Genomic DNA, 20,762 nt, shown 5'->3' on the forward strand with positions numbered 1-20,762 from the left:
TCATGATACGCAGCGACACGTTCTGGGACTCTGCCGCCGAAAAATACGCCCGCAAACCGATCGGCAACGAGGCCGCCTATGCGCAAACCCTTGATCGCACGCGCGCCTATCTTTCCCCCGATCAGAACGTCCTTGAAATCGGGTGTGGGACTGGCACCACGGCCCTGAAACTTGCCCATAGTGTCGGGCATCTGACGGCCACCGATATTTCCGCACGCATGATCGAAATTGCCCAGGGCAAGGCCAAAGATCAGGCGACCAACAATGTCACCTTCGCCCAAAAGACGATTGATGATATCGCCCAAGGGGCAGAGCGCTTTGACGTGGTGCTTGGCTTTAACATCCTGCATTTGCTTGATCAGCCGGAAGACGCGATTGCCGCCCTGCACAAGGTCATCAAGCCGGATGGCATGTTCATCACCAAAACACCCTGCCTTGGTGAAAAGCTTTGGTATCTCAAACCCCTGATCTGGGTCATGCAGAAACTTGGCAAGGCGCCGCGCGTTCATTTTCTGAATTATGCCCGCCTTGAGGGCATGATCCACACTGCCGGGTTTGAGGTGATCGAAACCGGCTCCTATCCGGCCAGCACCGGATCACGCTTCATCGTCGCCAAGCGGGTATAACAACACTTCCCGAGACAATATCCGCCATCACGGTTCGGTGATGGCGGTTCTTTATTGTTGATTTATAGAATGATCGTTCCATAATCATCTCCAATTAAACCTGACCCAAGTCATGAGGAACGAAATGTCTGCAATTACCCCGCTGATGCCGCGCCAGAAGGTGCCATCCCTGTCCGTCCCGCTTGTTGGTGGCGGCACATGGTCGCTTGCCGACCAAAGCCCGGAAAACTTCACCATGGTTGTTTTCTATCGCGGCCTGCATTGCCCGATCTGTGGAAAATACCTCAAGGACCTCGATACCAAGCTTGCAGACTTTGCCAAGCGCGGTGTGAACGTCGTCGTTGTATCATCCGATGGCGAAGATCGCGCGACCGAGGCCAAGGCGAAATGGGAGCTTGAGAACGTTGATCTCGGCTATGGCCTTGATCTTGATAACGCACGCGAGTGGGGTCTTTATATCTCGACCTCAAATGGTGTGACCTCAAGCGGTTATGAGGAACCTGCCGTATTCTCTGAACCCGGGCTGTTTCTGGTGCGTCCGGATGGCACGCTTTATTTCGGCACCGTCCAGACCATGCCGTTTGCCCGTCCGGCATTCGATCAGATCCTTGGCGCGCTTGATTTCGTGATTGCCAAAAACTATCCGGCACGCGGCGAAGTGATTGATCATACCAATCCCTAAGCCCACGACCAAAAGCCGATAAAATGCCAAAGGGCCGGTTCCAAAGCGCAGGAACCAGCCCTTTTATTCCTCATACAATTGAATCGGTACAACTAACCCGCAATTGCAGCGGCAAAATGCGGTGCATCCAGTTCCTGTGCACGCTGATAGGCCGGGCGGGCATCAATCCGGGCGATGTAGGCCTCGAATTCCGGATATTTCGGCAGAATGCCGAACATGCAGCCAAACCGAATGGTCGAACCAAACACCACATCAACGGTAGTGAAGTTCTTCCCCATCAGCCACGGGTCGGCCTTGCCAACAAAATCGACCAGAATGGGCACCAGCGTCTCCCAGTCACGATAGGAATTCTGGCTGCTGTCTTCTGCCGTGTACTGGCGCACGCGGTCGATCATGGCCGGTTCGATGGTAGACGGTGAAAAGAACAGCCAGCGCAGATATTCACCGCGTTTCGGATCATCCAATGCCGGGGCCAGGCCGGCCTCAGGATACAGATCGGCCAGATAGCAGCAAATGGCGGCAGCCTCGGTTATAACCGTGTCGCCATGCACAATGGTTGGCACCTTGCCAAGCGGATTGAGGGCCAGGAATTCCGGTGTTTGCCCTTCGCCACCCCGGATGTCGACAAGTTTGACATCAAACGGAATGCCCAGTTCCTGCAACATCCAATGTACGGTACCGCTGCGTGACGGTACGGCGTGATAAAAGGTCAAGTTCCGCTGTGATGGCATTCTTAAGGCTCCTGCGTTTGCGCGTGTGATTATGTTTGAAATCCGGCGGCAATTTCCCCTTGTTTCCCAACAATGTAAATCGCCCAGTACGCAGGCTCCTGACAGCAGCGTGGCAGGAGAGCGCAAGGACATTCCGTGGCCTGATCAATCGACCCTAGAATAATCGGCGGATTAATCGTCGCGGTCTGATCTCTTGCGCGTGCGCAGCACGATCCACCCTGCCACAAGTGTCAGCAAGGCCATGCCAAACCATGTCAGCGCATAGCTGAGATGGTTATTGGGGAAGCGGATTTTTGTCAGACCACCCAGCGGGAGTTTGGCCGGGTTTTCCACCCCGTCAGCATCAATGAAATAGGGCGCGACGTTTATTGGATCGAGGCCACGCTTGGTTGCCATCGCATGCACATCGCGTGAGTACCAACGTTCCTCGCTTGGCACGTTGTCGCGTATGAAGGTGCCAACAGGCTCGTTGATGCGAAGCAGGCCAGTCACGGTGACTTCGCCCTCGACCATGCCCTCCGTCCGCGTATCGGGATCACGCTTTTCGGTTGGAACAAAGCCGCGGTTGATCAAGACAATCGTGCCGTCATCCCGCATCAGCGGTGTCAGAACCCAATAGCCCGCCCCGTAATCAGTGGCAGTATAAACCTGCGTTTCAAGATCGTTGCGATAGGTGCCCGTCACGCTGACCTTGCGGTATTCATCACGCGCCCGACTGATATTTTCCCAGTCATTACGTACCGGTGCCGCCACCGCATCGCCATGAACACGCGCTTCAACCCGCTCGATCAGATCAAGCTTCCAGGCCCGACGCTCGACCTGCCAATATCCAAGGCCACAGAACCCGGAAAACAGGATAGCCGCCAGCATCAGGACAACAATCCGGGTTGCCATGGAGGGGCCCTTTTTCGGGTTATCAGTTGCGTGGGCGGAAACGTGGTCGTCGGACATGCCGGGTTCTTTCAAAAGGCAATCTGGTGAAACAAAAAGGGCGCGATCCCCCTAAAGGTATCGCGCCCCCTTCACATATCAAGCAGTCCCTAGCCGAAGCTCGGGATCATGTCGTGATCCATCTGCGGCATCATGTTGGTGTTTAGGTGATACATCACCCACAGCGACCCGGCGATGGCAATCGCAACGATCACAAGGGTAAAGATCAGCGCCAGGAAGTTCCAGCCACCTTCGGATTTGGTGTTCATGTGCAGGAAAAAGACCATATGCACAATGATCTGGACAACACCAAGCCCCATCACCCAAAGGGCGGTTGCGACCTTGCTGTCCAGAACACCGTCCATGACAAGCCAGAACGGGATCGCGGTCAGAATGACCGAGAGGACAAACCCGATCACATAGCTTTTATAGGTGCCATGTGAGGCCCCACCATCATGATGGTCATCATGTGCGTGTGAATGTGCGCTCATCCCAGAACTCCCAGCAGATAAACAACGGAGAAGACACCGATCCAGACGACGTCAAGGAAGTGCCAGAACATCGACAGGCACATCAGACGACGCTTGTTCTCGACGATCAGGCCGCGCTGGGCGACCTGAACCATCAGGGTTACAAGCCAGATGATGCCAAACGTCACGTGCAGACCGTGGGTCGCCACCAGCGTATAGAACGCCGACAGGAAACCACTGCGCATCGGGGTCGCACCCAAGCTCCAGAGGTGATGGAACTCATAAATTTCCAGCCCCACGAAGGCGATACCAAACAGACCGGTAATCGCCAGCCACAGTTGCGTGCCTGCGGCATTGCCCTTTTCCATCGCCAGCATGGCAAAGCCATAGGTGATGGACGAGAACAGCAGCATGGACGTGTTGATCGCCACCAGTTCAAGGTCAAACAGATCCGCCGGTGCAGGACCAGCAGCATAGTTCTGACCAAGAACCGCATAGGTTGCAAACAGGATCGCAAAGATGAGGCAATCGCTCATCAGATAGATCCAGAAGCCGAGCATCGTCCCCGTTTCCGGGTGATGCTCTTCTTTCAGGTAAAAGACCGGCGCTTCGGTCTGAGAGGCAGTTGTATTCGCCATTGTCATTCCCTTACGCCTGCTGTTTTGCCAGAAGGGCGGTACGTTCTTCTTCGGTCTTCACAACTTCGGATGCCGGAATGTGATAATCGCGGTCATAGTTGAAGGTGTGAGCAATGGAACCGGCAATCAGAACGATGAAGCTTGCCGCAACAAGCCACCAGATATGCCAGACCAGTGCAAAGCCAAGAACGAGCGAGATCGCAGCCAGGATAAAGCCAGCGCCGGTATTTTTCGGCATATGGATATCCAGGAAGCCCGACGTCGGACGGACGTAACCACGTTTCTTCATGTCTGCCCAAGCGTCCAGGTCATGGACAACCGGGGTAAAGGCGAAGTTGTAAGCCGGGGGCGGCGAGGACGTCGACCATTCCAGCGTACGACCACCCCACGGGTCACCGGTTTCATCACGCAACTTGTCGCGTTTGATCACCGCAACAACGATCGACATGATGAACGAACCGATACCACCGGCAATCAGAAGCGCGCCAAAGGCCGCAATGATGAACCAGATCTGAAGCGACGGATCGTCAAACTGGCTCATACGGCGGGTGACGCCCATCAGGCCGAGAACATAAAGCGGCATGAAGGCAAAGTAGAAACCGATGGTCCACAGCCAGAAGGACATCTTGCCCCAGAACTCGTCGAGCTTGAAGCCGAATGCTTTCGGGAACCAGTAAACGATACCGGCGAACATCCCGAAGACCACACCACCGATAATCACGTTATGGAAGTGCGCGATCAGGAACAGGCTGTTATGGAGCACGAAGTCGGCCGGCGGAACAGCAAGCATCACACCGGTCATGCCACCAATCACGAAGGTCAGCATGAAACCGATGGTCCACAGCATCGGGACATCAAAGCTGATGCGGCCCTTATACATGGTGAACAGCCAGTTGAAGACCTTGGCCCCCGTCGGGATCGAAATGATCATCGTGGTGATGCCAAAGAAGGCGTTCACACTTGCACCCGACCCCATGGTGAAGAAGTGGTGCAGCCAGACGATGTAGGACAGGATGGTAATAACCACAGTGGCATAAACCATCGAGCTGTAGCCAAACAGACGCTTGCGGCAGAAGGTCGACACAACTTCGGAAAACACACCAAACGCAGGCAGGATCAGGATGTACACTTCCGGGTGACCCCAGATCCAGATCAGGTTGATGTACATCATGGCGTTACCGCCAAGGTCGTTGGTGAAGAAGTTGGTGTCTGCGTAACGGTCAAGACCCAGCAGAACCAGAACCGCCGTCAGAACCGGGAAGGCTGCAACAATCAGGATGTTGGTGCAAAGCGCGGTCCAGGTAAAGACCGGCATCTTCATCATCGACATGCCCGGTGCGCGCATCTTTACGATGGTCACAATCAGGTTCACACCCGAAAGAAGCGTACCGACACCGGCAATCTGCAAGGCCCAGATATAGTAATCAACCCCGACCCCCGGACTGTAGACAATGTCAGACAGTGGCGGATAAGCCAGCCAACCGGTCATTGCGAATTCGCCAACAAACAGCGACGCCATGATCAGCGCGGCACCACAGGTGGTCATCCAGAAGCTGAAATTGTTCAGGAACGGGAAGGCAACGTCGCGCGCGCCGATCTGCAGCGGCACAACGAAGTTCATCAGACCGGTCACCAGCGGCATCGCAACGAAGAAGATCATGATCACGCCATGCGCGGTAAAGATCTGATCATAGTGGTGCGGCGGAAGGAAACCTTCGGCACCATTGAAAGCGATGGCTTGCTGGGCACGCATCATGAGGGCATCGGCAAAGCCACGCAGAAGCATGATAATTGCCAGAATGATGTACATGATGCCGATCTTTTTATGGTCGATCGACGTGATCCACTCGCGCCAGAGGTATCCCCACAGACGGAAGTAGGTCAGACCACCAACGACGGCGATGCCACCCACAACCACACCCAGAAACGTCACAAGAATGATCGGATCATGGAGAAACGGGAAGGAGTCGAGGGACAGCCGGCCAAATATAAAATGTAAAAGGTCCGGATTGGAGAACATCGGATTACTCTTCTTTCAAATGCAGAATGGCACCGCAACCGATGCCTAAACTGCGAAGGGCCGGTTGGCATTCACCAACCGGCACTGCTTTTAGAACCCTGTCGAAACACCTGCGGGTGCAACACTCATCGCGCGCGAGACCGGCCCGTTGTCAAACAACGGAAGGTTCGCGATTTCGCCAGACAAGCCACCCTCGGGGGTGGTGCACAGCGTCGCAACGAACGACTTGCTATCCGGCAACGGCTGACTGCCGCGCATCTGCGGAACGTCATAGGTCAGTGACATGACGTTGTAGACACCGGCAAGACCGCCACCGCCATTTTCGTCAATGTGCATCATCTCGTTCATGCACATTTTCGACTGGTCAACGCACATGTTGAGAATGGCCTGATAGAGTTCCGGGTCCACAGAGCTGTAATAGCGGACCGGTTCCTTCACACTCGGCTTTTCAAGTTCGAGATATTGCGAACGGCCCAGGAAGTTCTCGTCGGACTTCACATCATTGACCCAGGCATCAAAGCCGTCCTGGCTCAGACCATGGAACTTGAAGCGCATGTGAGAGAAGCCCTCACCACTGTAGTTCCCGGAGAACCCGTCATACACGCCTTCTTCGTTGATCACGGCATGGAGTTTGGTTTCCATACCTGCCATCGAATAGATCTGCCCTGCAAGGGCCGGAATGAAGAACGAGTTCATGATGCCCGATGATGTAATCTTGAACTGGATCGGCGTATCAACAGGAGCTGCAAGCTCGTTGACCGTCGCAATGCCCTGTTCCGGGTAGATGAACAGCCATTTCCAATCAAGGGAAACGACTTCAACCACCATCGGCTCATGATCTTTGGGCAATGGACGTTCAGCATCAATACGGTCGAGCGGACGATACGGATCAAGCGTATGGGTCGTGACCCAGGTAATCGCCCCAAGAGCAATAATGATCACCAGCGGCGCGGACCAGATGACAACTTCCAGCTTGGTGGAATGGTGCCATTCGGGATCGTATTCTGCATCCTTGTTACCCTGGCGGTATTTCCAGGCAAAGAATACCGTCAGTGCCATGACCGGAACGATGATTAGCAACATCAGGATGGTCGAAACGATAATGAGGTCGGCCTGCTGGGACGCAATATCACCCGACGGATCGATCACAACCAGGTTGCAACCGGCCAGAAGCGAGAACATCGAGGTCAAGGCGACGCCACGTACAAGTTTTGAAAGCATGCGCTTCATACTTCCTCAGTCTCTGGAAGATGTTCTCACAGACAACCATATGCCTGCGAGCCGCATAGCGACCCACCAAAGATCGCCACGCGTCGTACCCTGCCGCACACGCATATAGGAATTATAATTCCAGACATCCACGGAAAGGGCACAAAGAAAGCAATTTTTTTTCAAAAAAATGCCAAATCGGAAATTCGCGGGAATTGCTATAGCTGCGTTGCAGCAATGTCAAGCTACCCGCGGCGCATAGCAGGGTCGTAATGACAATTATCATTCGGATGTAAACCACGCGTTGTGCGGTGCATCACAATAATTGACACTGACGTTTGCAATTCACATGTCTATAATTAGACTCGATCCAAAGTCGTATCGTCCTTTGATCCGAATTTGTGATCCAATCAAAAGCAGTTAGGGCCAAAAGGCCCGACCAGTGAATAAGGGAGAACGGCGTGACCCAAACAACAGAACACTACGCGACCGCCACCTCTTCGGGTTTGGAACGCGATGCGCGGCATCACAATGCCGACGCCACCAATGATCCGGGACAAATCGCGCTTGGCGTGATCATCGGCCGGACATCAGAGTTTTTTGACTTCTTCGTCTATTGCATCGCATCGGTACTGGTTTTCCCGCAATTGCTGTTTCCGGGTGAAACCGCACTCATGGGCACCATGTATTCGTTTGCCATCTTCTCTCTGGCCTTTATCGCCCGCCCTGTCGGATCGCTTGTCTTTATGACCGTTGACCGGCAATACGGACGCGGCGTGAAACTGACGATTGCCATGTTCCTGCTGGGCGGTTCAACCGCTGCGATGGCATTCCTGCCAAGTACGGCTTCGGCCGGGATCCTTGCGATTTACCTTCTGTGTGCCTTCCGCTTCCTGCAGGGTCTTGCATGGGGTGGCGCATGGGATGGTCTGGCGTCGCTTCTGGCACTCAACGCGCCAGACAACCGCAAGGGCTGGTACGCGATGATCCCGCAGCTGGGCGCGCCGCTTGGCTTTATGCTGGCATCTTCGCTGTTTGCTTATTTGCTGCTGACACTTCATCCCGACGACTTCCTGGCCTTTGGCTGGCGCTATGCGTTCTTCGTTGCCTTTGCAATCAACGTTGTTGCGCTGTTTGCCCGCCTGCGTCTGGTGGCAACGTCCGAATTCGGCCATCTGCTTGACAAGAACGAGCTTGAGGCAGCCCGTGTCATCGACACGCTCAAACATAATGGTCGTACCGTTGTGCTGGGTGCGCTGGTCCCGATGGTCAGCTACGCGCTGTTCCATCTGGTCACTGTCTTTGCGCTGACTTGGGTCTATCTTTATGCCAACGGTAATCCGGGGCAGTTCCTGCTGACCCAGGGTGTTGGTGCGGTGCTGTGTGCCTTTGGCATCATTGCATCGGGCTTTATCGCCGATCAGCTCGGCCGTCGTCGTCTGCTTGGTTACAGTGCCGGTATTATCCTGCTGGGTGCGATCCTGACACCGCTGCTTTACACCTATAACATCATCAATGAAGGCATGATTGTTCTGGGTGGCTTTGCGGTTCTGGGCCTGTGCTTTGGTCAGGCGGCCGGTACGCTGGCATCGAACTTCAAGCGTGAATACCGCTACACCGGATCGGCCCTGACATCCGACCTTGCATGGTTGCTAGGGGCTGGTTTCGCACCGCTGATCGCACTTTATCTGTGTGACAAGTTCGGTCTTGCCGGTGTTGGTGCCTACCTGCTTTCGGGCGCGGTTGTCACCCTGCTGGTGTTGCAATTCAACAAGCAGTTCGGGGCAAAAACCACCGACTGATTGCCAAGACATACACATCAAAGCAAACACCCCGGCCAGATTGGCCGGGGTGTTTTCGTTTGCAGACCGCGAAGGGGTCTTATGCGTAGTTCGACGGGAACATGGCGCGTTTTGCGTCTTCGTCCATTTCGGTTTTAAAGGCGTGGTCCTTGCCAACCTCGCGCGCACTAACGGCTGCCGGCAGGCGATTGATCGCATCAAACCAGCGTTTGATGTTGGGATACTTGTCCCAGACATCCGGGTTCTTGTGCACGAACGGGGCCTTGTCGATCCAGCCCCAGGCAGAGATATCAACAATCGTCATTTCATCCCCGACGATGAACTGGCGACCTTCCATATGGTCTTCCAGCACCTGATAGTGGCGGGCGATCTCGTTGCGATAACGGTTTACACCATAGTCACTGCCCTCGGGTGCGACATGCTGGAAATGCACCGCCTGCCCTGAAAACGGACCCAGACCGGTGGCAATAAACATCAACCACGACAGGAATTCACCGCGATCTTCGGGCTTACCCAGGAACTTGCCAGACTTTTCCGCGAGATACAGCAGGATCGCGTTTGAATCAAACACGCGCACTTCCTTGCCCCCTGGTCCGTCGGTATCGACAATTGCCGGGACCTTGCCATTCGGGTTGATCGCGCGGAAGGCCGGGTCATGCTGCTGACCTTTACGGGTATCAACCGGTAGGACCTCATACGGCAAACCGGATGCCTCAAGCATCATCGAGATTTTCTGCGGGTTTGGGGTCGGATGGTAATAGAAGCGGATCATGACACGTCTCCTTGCCAGGTATCGCCGTTACACAATGGCGTGACCGACTCTTGCATTTTGGAATGATCGTTTTAAATTGACCGATAACGCCCCGATTGGCAAGCTTCGATTATGGAAATCGCCATCACGTATACATCTAAGGAGCCTATGGTTCATGATTGATCTGTATTACTGGCCAACACCCAACGGCCACAAAATCACGCTGTTCCTTGAAGAAGCCGGACTGGACTACAAGATCGTGCCGGTCAATATCGGCACCGGCGATCAGTTCAAGCCGGAATTCCTGGCCTTTTCGCCCAACAACCGCATGCCCGCGATTATCGATCACGATCCCGCAGATGGCGGCGATGCCATCACCGTGTTTGAATCCGGTGCGATCTTGCAGTATCTCGCCGAAAAGACCGGCAAGTTCCTGCCCACCGATGTGCGCGCCAGAAAAACCGTGATGGAATGGCTTTTCTGGCAGATGGGCGGTCTTGGCCCGATGGCGGGACAAAACCATCATTTCAGCGCCTATGCCCCGGAAAAGATCCCTTATGCCATCACCCGTTATGTGAATGAGACCAACCGTCTTTACGGGGTTCTGAACAAGCGCCTTGAAGGCCGCAAATTCATTGCCGGTGATGACTACACGATTGCCGATATGGCCAGCTATCCGTGGATTGTCAGCCACGAAAAACAGCAGCAGGACCTCAATGAGTTCCCGAACCTGAAACGCTGGTTCGAAGCCATACAATCCCGTCCGGCAACGATTGCGGCCTATAAGGCGGGCGAAGGTCTGCGCGCTAGCGAAATGAGTGAAGAAGACAAAAAGGTCCTGTTTGGTCAGACGGCGAAAAGCACTCAGAAATCCTGACCAGATGGACCAACCCACAAGATCATGAAAAAACCGCCAGCCCTGTTACAGAGCTGGCGGTTCTGTTTTGCGCGATCGTCTCAGGCTTAGGCGTTGCGCACTTCGGCCAGGAACGATTCAACTGCTTCGTTCAGGACAGCTGCCTGACGTCCAAGACCCTCGGCAAGGTCAAGCACCTCGCCCGAAAGCTTTTCGGCGTCATTTGCCGCCGTCGACACGCCCGAGATATTTTCAGATACATCGCGGCTGCCGTGTGATGCCTGTTCGACGTTGCGGGCGATTTCCTGAGTTGCGGCCCCCTGCTCTTCAACGGCGGACGCGATTGTCGTCGTCGCCCCGTCGAGGCTGCGAATGGTTTCGGCGATTTCGGCAATCGCATTAACGGCATTGGATGTGGCGACCTGAATGTCGCTGACCTGGGACCGGATATCTTCGGTTGCCTTTGCCGTCTGGTTTGCGAGGTTCTTGACCTCGTTGGCAACCACGGCAAAGCCCTTGCCTGCATCACCGGCACGCGCGGCCTCAATCGTTGCGTTCAGGGCCAGAAGGTTCGTCTGTTCGGCAATGTCGGTGATCAGCGAGACAACTTCACCGATCTGGTTTGCCGCCTCTGCCAGCAATTCGATCTTCTGATGGGTTTCTTCCGAGGTTTGAACCGCACCTTTGGCGATGGTTGCGGACTGTGCGACCTGATTGCTGATTTCGGCAATAGACGTGCTCAGTTCCTCAGCCGCCGAGGCAACCGTTTCCACGTTGGTCGACATTTCCTGGGATGCTGCCGAAACAACCGTCGAACGTTCACCGACCTGCTTGGAGGTATCGGTCATCGCATTGGCAGAGCTTTGCATATTGCCAGATGCCTCGATCACCTGGGCGACAACCTGCCCGACACTGGCTTCGAAACTGTCGGCCATTTTGCGAAGGGCCGCACGTTTGTCTTCTTCGGCGATGCGTTCCTGCTCTTCACGCTGGGTGCGCATTTCTTCCATTTCGATGGTTTTCGATTTGAAGATATCCATCGCCCGCGCCAGATCGCCGATCTCGCTTTTCTGGTGGGTGTAATTAACCTCGATATTGTGATCACCCTGCGACAGACGCAGCATGTTTTCCGAAATATCGAAAAGCGGGCGGGTAATCCCGCGACTGATCATCAGCGAAACGCCGACAACCGCGACCAGGATCGCCAAGGCAACCCCACCCATCACCAGCATGATTTGCATGAAAACAGCGTTTACATCATCGATGTAAATGCCGGTGGCGACGATCCAGCCCCACGGTTTGAAATCCTTGACGAATGAAAGCTTCGGACGAAGATCATCCGAATTCGGGACCTTGTAGGTATAATCGACAAAGCCCTCGCCCTTTTCTTCGGCGACGCGTACGAACTCGCGATAAAGGAATTTGCCCGATCCATCGACATTGTCGGTCAAGTTCTTGCCGACAAGATCCTTCTTGATGTCATGGATCAGAAGAACCGGCGTGTGATCGAACACAAAGAAATAGTTCTTTTCATCATAACGAAGGGCTGCAACAGCGCCTTTGGCCGCATTTTGCGCCTCTTCGGTGGTCATTTCGCCGGACTGTTCCAGCGCATGATAATGACCAATCAAATTGATTGTGGATTCAACAAGGTTCTTCGTTTTTGTCTTGCGATCCTCAAGCATGTTTTGGCGCAATTCGGTCAGACCGAACGCCCCGACCAGCAACACCGCAAGAACTGCGCCCGCGACAATAATCAGCATACGTGTGCCGATTTTCACCGAACTCAATGATAACATCCCAATCCCCTTGAATATTCCTTGCCAAGGTGGCGGCAAGGTTTTCTTGTTTTAGAACCACTTCACAAACACTGAAGTCGGCAGCCCGTGACCATGTCACAAATCATCATACCAATTGAATCGCATATATTATGCATTGTCTCTTTGCTGTGACGGCCATCACAGTTGCTTGCCATTTCAGCTTGGCATCCGGTAATCTTCCTATCGCTATCCGGGCACACCAACGCACGATAAGACGCGCCAAACAAGTGATCTGTAGTGCGACGTTTGACGTAGCCATTTCAGTGATTTACATCAAAACGAACTCGTTTCTCAGCATCATGGCCAAAGGACACCTCATGCGCCCACTTCGCACAATCCTGTTGGCCCTGATCCCGGCAAGCCTGCTTGCAGCCTGCGCATTCCCTCCGGAAAACGCGCTTTATGATCAGTCACCCGGTATCCCGCCCTACACGCAGGATAATTTCGAGGATTACGTATCTGAAACGCGTGACTGGATCGCCGCCCATCGGGTTTTTCTGACCGATGACCACGAAATGGAAATTGCGCGCAACATTCCATTTGAAGTGCGTCCGGACGCACCGGATACACCAGATACGACGGCTGCGGACCAGCCCAGCCGAGGCGTTCTGTTTGTTCACGGTCTGGGATCAAGTCCTTGGTACTTCCATGATATTGCTGTGGCAATGGCAAAGGATGGCTGGCTTGCACGGTCGATGTTGCTGCCCGGCCACGGCACCCGCCCGGGTGATCTCAGCCTGCCCGATTATGATGACTGGACTGGATCGGTCGCCCATCAGGTTGCTCTTCTGGAACGCGAGGTCGATGAAGTCTGGCTGGGTGGCTTTTCAACCGGTGGCAATCTTGTCACCAGTTACGCTGCTCGAAACCCGGACATTGACGGGTTGTTGTTGTTTTCGCCGGGCATCGAGCCGGGCAGTGATCTGTTATTCCTGACACCACTGGTCCAGTATCTGTGGGATTGGGTCGATGCCGATCCGGAAGACAACGTGATCAACTATCAATCCCTGTCGACCAAGGCATCGGCACTTTATTACCGCAGCGTCACCGACGTTGATGATGCGCTTGACGTAAAGCCGTTTGACCGCCCCGCCCTTGTGACCATGAGCGCGGATGACAGTGTGCTCGATCCAATTGCAATGCTTCGTCGCTTTGAGACGCATTTCACCAACCCGGCTTCACGCCTGGTCTGGTATGATGAAGTCAACGCACCAAGCAAGGACAGCCGGATCGAGAACCTCAACAGCAATCTGCCAGATCAACAGATAAGCAGTTTCTCACATCTGAGCGCGCTGTTCTCGCCCGACAATCCGTATTACGGTGCAAAGGGAAGCTTTGTCTTCATCGAGAACGGTCAGGAAGACATCGAACGACCAGCGGATCGCGTACGGCTCTGGCGCAGTGCATGGGGATATGTGGAACCGGGCAAGTATCATGCCCGCCTGACATGGAACCCCTATTTCGATGCCTTGATTGACGCAATCGGCGACGTCACCAACTAGGCCAAAGGACCCGTCAACACCATGACCAACAGCGAACAGGAAACGATGAGTGCAGGGCGTATTCATCACCCCAACCATCGCACCCGTGTCTTTGCCTTGATTGCGTTTATGGTGTTGTGTCTGATCATATCGGCATTTGGCGGGGCGGTGACAGCCACCAGCGTCAATGACTGGTATGCGGCACTGAGCAAGCCGTTCTTCCGCCCGCCCAACTGGGTTTTCGGCCCGGTATGGACCGTCATTTATTTCATGATCGCCTTTAGCGGCTGGCGCGCCTGGCTCAAGGTGGGTATCGCCAACGCCAAAGGCGCGTTTGGCCTTTATGCAGGTCAGTTGACGCTTAACCTTGCATGGTCGTTTTTGTTCTTTGGCGCGCAGTCGCCACTATTGGGCCTGATCGATATCGTAATGCTGCTTGGCCTGATCATCGCCAACATGGTTGCGTTCTGGAAGATTGACCGTCTGGCCGGGATGCTGTTGGTGCCCTATGCCCTTTGGGTGGCATTCGCCACCCTGCTCAATGCCGCGATCTGGCAGCTTAATTAACTGCTTGGTTCTGCGGCGACATCAGTTGCGGCTTCGGTGGCCGCACGATCACTCTTGGGCTTCGCAGCTTCATTTGTCTGCGCAACGCTATCCATGCCCAAGCGACCGATGGATGGCAAACGCAGTGCCGGACGGTTGAAATCAATCCCGAAGTTCAGACCCAGCAGGTTAAGCTCGATCCCCTCTTCCAGACCAAGCGACATACCAAGAACGCCCAGCAAGTTGGCCTGCACGCCCTGTCCGCTGGAAGAAAGCCCAACCGGATTGGTGATCGGGCGATAATCCTTGCCGATTGCGTTGGCCGGCATATCAAGGTTCAGCCCCGGCACTTCACGGCCGATATGAGCGATGAAGGTGTTGCTGTTCGGGCCCGGATAACTGCGATATTCGCGCGGGAACGGATAGGATTTGATCGCCGCTTCGATCTCGGGGATCAGCTTTTCTGCTGCCTCGCCCCGATGAGCCGCCAGAAGTTCCGGTTCCGAGCCATACCAAAGACCATCCGGGATCGCGTAATTCTGGCGAACGACATTGCCACTGCCCCACCCCACCACGTCATAGCGGGTGTATCGGGTTTCACCCGCACGCTTATAGATGATCCATGGATGAACCGCGAAATAGGCGCGCCAGCCAAATGTTTCGGCCGCCATCACCATGACAATCGCCTGATCCCGGTTGGCGACCGCATCAGGCGCCACACCCGAAGAATGGCGCGGCGCGTTGCGCCATGTATAGCGTTCCTTGGCTTTTTCACCCGGTGGGTCTTCTGCCAGGCTGATGCCAAATGGCAGGACAAGAACGGCCAAAAGACCAAGAAACAGGGTTTTGCCTTTACGCAACGTCGATCCAATCAAACTAACAGGTCATGACCTTATTGTTACGGTTAAAGCAGACAAGTAGGATCAAAAAAAGGCAACGCAACCTTCTATCCTGAGGGGAATCAATCTGTATTCCGCCTGAAATGGCGAAACCGGGCCTATGGCCAGGCCGCAAAAGTATCATCACGCACACGCTCGTGCGCGCGCCGCAACCGACGATAGCCACCGGGTGCCTCGCCCATATAACGTTTGAAAAACCGGCTGAAATAAGCCGGATCGCGAAAACCCAAACCATAGGCGATCTGCGCCACACCAAGCGGGGATTGTTCCAAACGCATGCAGGCCTCGCGCAGGACACGTTCATGGATAATCGTTAAGGGCGGCTTGCCGGTTGCGCGCAACACCGCAGACCCCAATCTGCGTTCACTAACACCAAGGGCCTTTGCATAATCAGCAACATTCCAGTGTTCACGAAAATGCAGCTCCAGCACCTGCAAAAATCGCTGAAAGGTGATCGAGCCCGGACCGTGCTGGTTACGTTGTGCCGTGACACCTTCCGCCAGACGCAGAACCATGGTCAGAATGATCTGTAAATGCGCGCCAACCACAAGACTGGCACCAAGCGCATTTCCCATCAGCTCAGACCGGATGGCTTCAAAGCTGCGTTCAAGCAATACCAGATTGCCACTGCTCTCTTGCGGGGTAACGTTATGAACGGTGTCTGCGGCAAAGCGCAAGGGCAAGCCATTCTGGGCGAGACCACCTGCCACTGAACTGCCATCGCCGCAATGGCGGGCCACCAGATCCTCGGCAACGGACAGCAAATAACCGTCACTGCCGGGGCCAACGCTGAAGCGCTGCGTTTCACCGAGCGGCAACCAGACAAGGGCGGGGGCCGTGCAACTGATCGTGCCATGCCTCAAGCCAACCTCGGCCCGGCCACTTTGCAGCAACACTGCATAACAGCGATCTCGCCGCGCCGGATCGTTCATCACCCAGGCCTGTTGCGACAACGGGTGATCAAAACGATCCATCATTGTCTGTGCTGCGACAGGGACAAGATCCGTAAACGGGCTTTCGGTATCTTCGTCCCGATCAGAGGCCGAAAACGGATGACCTTGTCGATCAATCATGCCTTTTTATCGCCTATCTATTCCCAAATAGTTATAGGTATAAATGTACAATTTTTCGTCTTAAATTGTCAATTTCGGTACCTTTACATTGAAACAGTTCCATTGCCTACTGGAAAAAAGGTCAAAGAAACCGTCAAAAACAAAAAAATGTAACGAATACAAACCTGTTATTTTGAAACATCAAAACAACAGTGGGGAGGATAACCACCAATTTTACTTCGTGATGCGAAGTATATTGGTAAAAATGCGACCGTATCCTCCGAAAATACATCAACCGGGCCAAGGTCCGGGTCATCACCCTGCTGTGTCAGGCGACGTTTGACCGTTTGGTCATGAGCTATATTTTGCTTCGTCGCCGTCCGGCAGATAATGAAAATTCAGGAGAAACGTCATGAATCAGACCCAACTTTTGATCAACAATCAGGATGTAAGTGCGTCAAACAACCGCACTTTTGAACGCAAAAACCCGGTCACCGGCGAAGTTGCAACCGTGGCGGCGGCCGCCAATGCCGCCGATGCCCGCAAGGCGGCTGATGCGGCAGCCGCGGCCTTCCCGGAATGGTCGAAAATGGGTCCGGGTGGACGGCGCAAGATCCTGCTTAAGGCCGCCGACATCATGGAAGCCAAGGGCGATCAGTTCGGCCAGCTGGTCCTTGATGAAACCGGCAGTACGCGCATGTGGGGTGGATTTAACGCCCATCTTGCCGCCAATATGCTGCGCGAAGCCGGTGGCATGACAACGCAAATTCAGGGTGATCTCATCCCGTCTGACACGCCGGGCCTGATGGCCATGGGCATTCGGCAGCCTGTTGGTGTGGTTCTGGGCATTGCGCCCTGGAACGCCCCGGTGATCCTTGGCACGCGTGCGATTGCCATGCCGCTTGCCTGTGGGAATACCGTCATCCTCAAGGCGTCCGAACTTTGCCCGGCCCTGCATCGCCTGATCGGTGATTGCCTGGTTGAAGCTGGTGCCCCTGAAGGCGTGGTTAACGTTGTGACCAACGCGCCTGAAGATGCCCCGGAAATCGTTGAAACCCTGATTGCCCATCCGGCCGTGCGCCGTATCAACTTTACCGGCTCGACCCGCGTTGGCCGCATCATTGCCAAGCTTGCGGCGGAACACCTTAAGCCGGTTCTGCTTGAACTGGGCGGCAAGGCACCGTTCCTTGTTCTGGATGACGCCGACCTTGATGAAGCGGTCAATGGTGCAGCCTTTGGGGCCTATATGAACCAGGGCCAGATTTGCATGTCGACCGAACGCCTGATCGTCGATAATGCCGTTGCCGATGACTTTGTTGCCAAACTGGCCGCCAAGGCCAAAACCCTGACCGCTGGCGATCCGGCCAAGGCCGAAAACATCCTTGGCGGTGTTGTCAGTGTCGAGGCGGTCAATCGCATCGAGGAACTGGTTGAAGACGCGGTTTCCAAGGGTGCGAAACTGGTTGCCGGTTCTGGCAAGGCCAAGGACGGCGTGTTGATGGACGCGACCTTGCTTGACCATGTGACCCCGGCCATGAAGATCTATTCAGAGGAAAGCTTTGGTCCGGTTTGTGTCGTTATTCGCGCTGGCAACGAAGACGAGGCCGTGCGTATCGCCAATGACAGCGAATATGGCCTGTCTTCTGCGGTCTTCTCGACCGACATTCCGCGCGCGATGGAAGTTGCCAAACGCATTGAAAGCGGCATCTGCCACATCAACAGCCCGACCGTTCAGGACGAGGCACAGATGCCGTTTGGCGGTGTGAAATCATCGGGTTATGGCCGTTTCGGATCCCAGGCATCGATTGATGAATTCACCGAAATGCGCTGGATCACGATCCAGAGTGGCAAGCGCCATTACCCGTTCTAAGTCCACACAAACACAAGGCCCTTGCGCAACATCCGCACGGCCTTGCTGTTATTCAAAGATACGCAGGGGGGAAGCCTGATTTCGTGAGAATTGTTCCCTCACCAAATCAGGACCTGTGTGCGGGCCGTCAGATTATTCATCTGGCGGCCCGTGTTTTTTGGGGTTGTCGATCAGCCGCGCAGAACGGCCTGCACCAGAACTTCCAACGCGCTTGAAAACTTTGATCGGTCTTTCTGGGTGAACGAAGCATTGCGCCCCTGCTCGCCGGTGACTTCGCGCATGTGGGCGGCAATTTCACGGCCCGCTAAGGCATTGCCAATATTGGCCTCGGTAAATTCCTGACCGTTGGCTTTGAGAACCCGGGCACCGATTTCAATCCCCCGCGATGCCAGCGGAATATCATTGGTAACGATGACGTCACGGGCGCGCGCGTTTTCCGCAATCCAGTCATCGGCGGCATCGGGTTCCGGCGGGACAATGACGATTTTGATCAATGGATTGCGTGACGGGCGAATGCCGCCGTTTGATACCATGATCATCTCGATCCGGTGGCGTTCGGCGACACGTTCGCATTCTGCCTTCACCGGGCAGGCGTCGGCATCAACAAACAAACGTGGACGGGTGGTTTCAGTATTTTCGTTCATGGCGCGATAATCGCCGGGACGCGATCAAAGTCAAGCCATCATGAATCCTGCCCGACCGTCGCAGAATGCTTTGCATCGCGCATGACCGCCAAAACCACCGCCCCGACAAAGGCAAACGCGCAGGCCATCAAAACGGTTGTCTGAAAATCAAAGGCACTGGCCACCACCCCGGTCAAAAGATTGCCGATCAAACCACCGACAAACAGCGTGCTGACATAGTAACTGGTCGCAACACCGGGCTGATCGGGGGCGAAGTTTTGAACGAATGTCATGCTGATCCCGGCAAAGATGCCGTAATAAAGCCCATCAATCGCGGCGAGTGCCAGCACATCGACAAGTGTTGTGGCGTGATAGATCAGGCCAAAGAACACCGCCCCCAGAAGGGCTGCGATCAACATGCCCTTACGCTCGCCCACCCGTTTGATCAGCGTTGCGCAGAAATAAATCACCACCACTTCGACAAAGCATTTAACCGTCAAGGCTAAACCCGCCGAAGACGCCACCAGCCCCAACTCGGTCGAGAAATAAAGCGGCATGGCCGAAACAAACACTACATTGGCCGCCCCGATGAAAAATACCGGCACACAGGCCGACAACAGGCCAAAGTTAAAGGGGACTTTCTGCCCGGTTTTCAGACTGTTGGGGTGATGGGTTTTAAATGCGCCCGGCACAATCACCAAACAGGTTACACACCAGATCGCGGCCAGTCCGGCAATTGCGTAATAGGTCGGTGCAAAACCATAGACGCCATAAAATGACAAGGACGCCGCCGGCCCGACCATCCAGCCAAGCGATGTCTGGATGCGCAGGAAACCATTGAACTTGACGACATCACGTCCGGTCTGTTCGGCAAACAGGCGCCCGAACGAATACATCACCGAAAGCGCACCGGACCCGATACCAAGCAGGACCGATGCAATGCCAAGATAAACCCAGTAGATCTGAAACAGACCCAGCAGGGTCATGCCAATACCAAAGCACAGAATACTGGTCACCAGCAGGAACTTGACGGGCACAGCCCGATCAATCGCGCGGCCAAATGTGCGGTTCACAATCAGGGTCACACACACCTGCACAATCGCCACCAGGCTAAGCTTCCAGGGGGCTTGCCCCAAACCTTCGACAACATAAAGCCCGGCCAAGGGTGCTGCACTCGACGAGGCAAAAGCCCCAACAAGCAGCAAGCCAAGCACAAGAAACGGATAGCGATCGAGAACCGCCATGATTGGCGACAGCCCGGCTTTTTCGCCAGCCCCAACATCACTTGCCCCGTCACCTGCCCCATCACCCTGCATCGAAACCGTCCCTTAACCTGTCATGGCATCACGGGAACCGTTCTAGCGCCTTGTTGCAAATTTACTAAGCCTTTCGGACTATTGGACAAAAGATGTCACAAAAGCATCATCACAAATGACGTCCGCAAAACAAAACCCCCACCCGGTTTCCCGGATGGGGGTTTCGTTAATACGGTGCCCTTCACAAGGAAGGACAAGCCGAATTAGGCAGCGGTCAGATCATCTGCCGAAACGCGGCCCGAACGTGAGTCGGTGCGCAGTTCGTAGTTGATTTTGTCGCCTTCCTGCGGGTGGCCCATGCCAGCGCGTTCAACGGCGCTGATGTGCAGGAATACGTCATTTCCGCCTTCGTCCGGCTGAATGAAACCAAAACCTTTAGTTGCGTTGAACCATTTAACGGTACCAGTTGCCATCTTTAGATCTCCTATCGAGTATTGATT

Annotated in this window: 20 protein-coding genes; 7 read left to right on the forward strand and 13 right to left on the reverse strand. The window is 54.7% G+C overall.

Translation table 11 applies throughout. From position 1 onward, the window contains the following. The first annotated feature begins 2 nt into the window (after positions 1–2). A complete protein-coding gene (locus tag FHI25_RS19080) occupies positions 3–626 on the forward strand; it encodes a class I SAM-dependent methyltransferase (protein WP_210520488.1) in 624 nt (207 codons plus the stop codon). A 124-nt stretch (positions 627–750) separates the two neighbouring features. Further along, positions 751–1,308, forward strand: coding sequence for a peroxiredoxin-like family protein (locus tag FHI25_RS19085; RefSeq protein ID WP_062957986.1), 558 nt, complete (start codon positions 751–753; stop codon positions 1,306–1,308). A 92-nt stretch (positions 1,309–1,400) separates the two neighbouring features. Here FHI25_RS19085 and FHI25_RS19090 read toward each other — a convergent pair whose 3' ends face one another. The 6 genes from FHI25_RS19090 to cyoA form a co-directional block, all read right to left on the reverse strand. Continuing rightward, positions 1,401–2,039: a glutathione S-transferase family protein gene (locus FHI25_RS19090; RefSeq protein WP_210520490.1), complete on the reverse strand. Its 639-nt coding sequence runs from the start codon at positions 2,037–2,039 to the stop codon at positions 1,401–1,403. A gap of 171 nt (positions 2,040–2,210) precedes the next feature. Next, positions 2,211–2,990 carry an SURF1 family protein gene (locus tag FHI25_RS19095; RefSeq protein ID WP_246879227.1) on the reverse strand — a complete coding sequence of 260 codons (780 nt, stop codon included), beginning with the start codon at positions 2,988–2,990 and terminating at the stop codon, positions 2,211–2,213. Positions 2,991–3,079: 89 nt separating this feature from the next. After that, positions 3,080–3,460, reverse strand: coding sequence for a cytochrome o ubiquinol oxidase subunit IV (locus FHI25_RS19100; RefSeq protein ID WP_210520492.1), 381 nt, complete (start codon positions 3,458–3,460; stop codon positions 3,080–3,082). Beyond that, positions 3,457–4,077, reverse strand: coding sequence for a cytochrome o ubiquinol oxidase subunit III (gene cyoC, locus FHI25_RS19105; RefSeq protein WP_210520494.1), 621 nt, complete (start codon positions 4,075–4,077; stop codon positions 3,457–3,459). Before cyoC ends, FHI25_RS19100 begins: the two co-directional genes overlap by 4 nt. 10 nt (positions 4,078–4,087) lie before the next feature. After that, positions 4,088–6,097: a cytochrome o ubiquinol oxidase subunit I gene (gene cyoB, locus FHI25_RS19110; RefSeq protein ID WP_210520496.1), complete on the reverse strand. Its 2,010-nt coding sequence runs from the start codon at positions 6,095–6,097 to the stop codon at positions 4,088–4,090. Positions 6,098–6,187: 90 nt separating this feature from the next. Beyond that, a complete protein-coding gene (gene cyoA, locus FHI25_RS19115) occupies positions 6,188–7,318 on the reverse strand; it encodes a ubiquinol oxidase subunit II (RefSeq protein ID WP_246879228.1) in 1,131 nt (376 codons plus the stop codon). A gap of 449 nt (positions 7,319–7,767) precedes the next feature. Here cyoA and FHI25_RS19120 point away from each other — a divergent pair, with 449 nt between their 5' ends. Further along, the gene (locus FHI25_RS19120) at positions 7,768–9,108 is read left to right on the forward strand and encodes an MFS transporter (protein WP_063090329.1); all 1,341 of its coding nucleotides are present in this window, start codon (positions 7,768–7,770) and stop codon (positions 9,106–9,108) included. A gap of 79 nt (positions 9,109–9,187) precedes the next feature. Here FHI25_RS19120 and FHI25_RS19125 read toward each other — a convergent pair whose 3' ends face one another. After that, the gene (locus FHI25_RS19125; protein WP_210520500.1) at positions 9,188–9,880 is read right to left on the reverse strand and encodes a glutathione S-transferase family protein; all 693 of its coding nucleotides are present in this window, start codon (positions 9,878–9,880) and stop codon (positions 9,188–9,190) included. A 154-nt stretch (positions 9,881–10,034) separates the two neighbouring features. Between FHI25_RS19125 and FHI25_RS19130 the strand changes: the two genes are divergently transcribed. Continuing rightward, positions 10,035–10,736 carry a glutathione binding-like protein gene (locus FHI25_RS19130; RefSeq protein WP_210520502.1) on the forward strand — a complete coding sequence of 234 codons (702 nt, stop codon included), beginning with the start codon at positions 10,035–10,037 and terminating at the stop codon, positions 10,734–10,736. Positions 10,737–10,822: 86 nt separating this feature from the next. On the opposite strand, the gene FHI25_RS19135 is transcribed toward FHI25_RS19130, so the two are convergent. Next, positions 10,823–12,514, reverse strand: coding sequence for a cache domain-containing protein (locus FHI25_RS19135; RefSeq protein ID WP_210520504.1), 1,692 nt, complete (start codon positions 12,512–12,514; stop codon positions 10,823–10,825). Positions 12,515–12,852: 338 nt separating this feature from the next. On the opposite strand from FHI25_RS19135, the gene FHI25_RS19140 reads away from it, so the two are divergent. Then, complete coding sequence (locus FHI25_RS19140; RefSeq protein ID WP_210520506.1) at positions 12,853–14,037, forward strand: alpha/beta fold hydrolase; 1,185 nt, start codon at positions 12,853–12,855, stop codon at positions 14,035–14,037. A 21-nt stretch (positions 14,038–14,058) separates the two neighbouring features. Continuing rightward, a complete protein-coding gene (locus tag FHI25_RS19145; RefSeq protein WP_210520508.1) occupies positions 14,059–14,583 on the forward strand; it encodes a TspO/MBR family protein in 525 nt (174 codons plus the stop codon). Here FHI25_RS19145 and FHI25_RS19150 read toward each other — a convergent pair. After that, positions 14,580–15,422, reverse strand: a complete 843-nt coding sequence (locus FHI25_RS19150) for a DUF3750 domain-containing protein (protein WP_246879229.1) — start codon at positions 15,420–15,422, stop codon at positions 14,580–14,582. The two genes, FHI25_RS19145 and FHI25_RS19150, sit on opposite strands and share 4 nt — an antisense overlap. 137 nt (positions 15,423–15,559) lie before the next feature. Continuing rightward, a complete protein-coding gene (locus FHI25_RS19155; protein WP_210520511.1) occupies positions 15,560–16,534 on the reverse strand; it encodes a helix-turn-helix domain-containing protein in 975 nt (324 codons plus the stop codon). Positions 16,535–16,925: 391 nt separating this feature from the next. On the opposite strand from FHI25_RS19155, the gene FHI25_RS19160 reads away from it, so the two are divergent. Continuing rightward, entirely contained in the window at positions 16,926–18,383 is a 1,458-nt protein-coding gene (locus tag FHI25_RS19160; protein ID WP_210520513.1) for an aldehyde dehydrogenase, read from the forward strand. Between the two features lie 170 nt (positions 18,384–18,553). Here FHI25_RS19160 and FHI25_RS19165 read toward each other — a convergent pair whose 3' ends face one another. The 3 genes from FHI25_RS19165 to FHI25_RS19175 all read right to left on the reverse strand — a co-directional run bounded on the left by FHI25_RS19165 (position 18,554) and on the right by FHI25_RS19175 (position 20,735). Then, positions 18,554–19,027 (reverse strand): YaiI/YqxD family protein, encoded by a 474-nt coding sequence (locus FHI25_RS19165; protein ID WP_210520515.1) that lies wholly within the window; start codon positions 19,025–19,027, stop codon positions 18,554–18,556. Positions 19,028–19,065: 38 nt separating this feature from the next. Further along, positions 19,066–20,322 carry an MFS transporter gene (locus FHI25_RS19170; protein WP_210520516.1) on the reverse strand — a complete coding sequence of 419 codons (1,257 nt, stop codon included), beginning with the start codon at positions 20,320–20,322 and terminating at the stop codon, positions 19,066–19,068. A 203-nt stretch (positions 20,323–20,525) separates the two neighbouring features. After that, the gene (locus FHI25_RS19175) at positions 20,526–20,735 is read right to left on the reverse strand and encodes a cold-shock protein (RefSeq protein ID WP_008892034.1); all 210 of its coding nucleotides are present in this window, start codon (positions 20,733–20,735) and stop codon (positions 20,526–20,528) included. Positions 20,736–20,762 lie beyond the last annotated feature (27 nt).

The organism is Thalassospira sp. ER-Se-21-Dark (assembly GCF_017922435.1).
In the GTDB taxonomy this organism is placed as follows: domain Bacteria; phylum Pseudomonadota; class Alphaproteobacteria; order Rhodospirillales; family Thalassospiraceae; genus Thalassospira.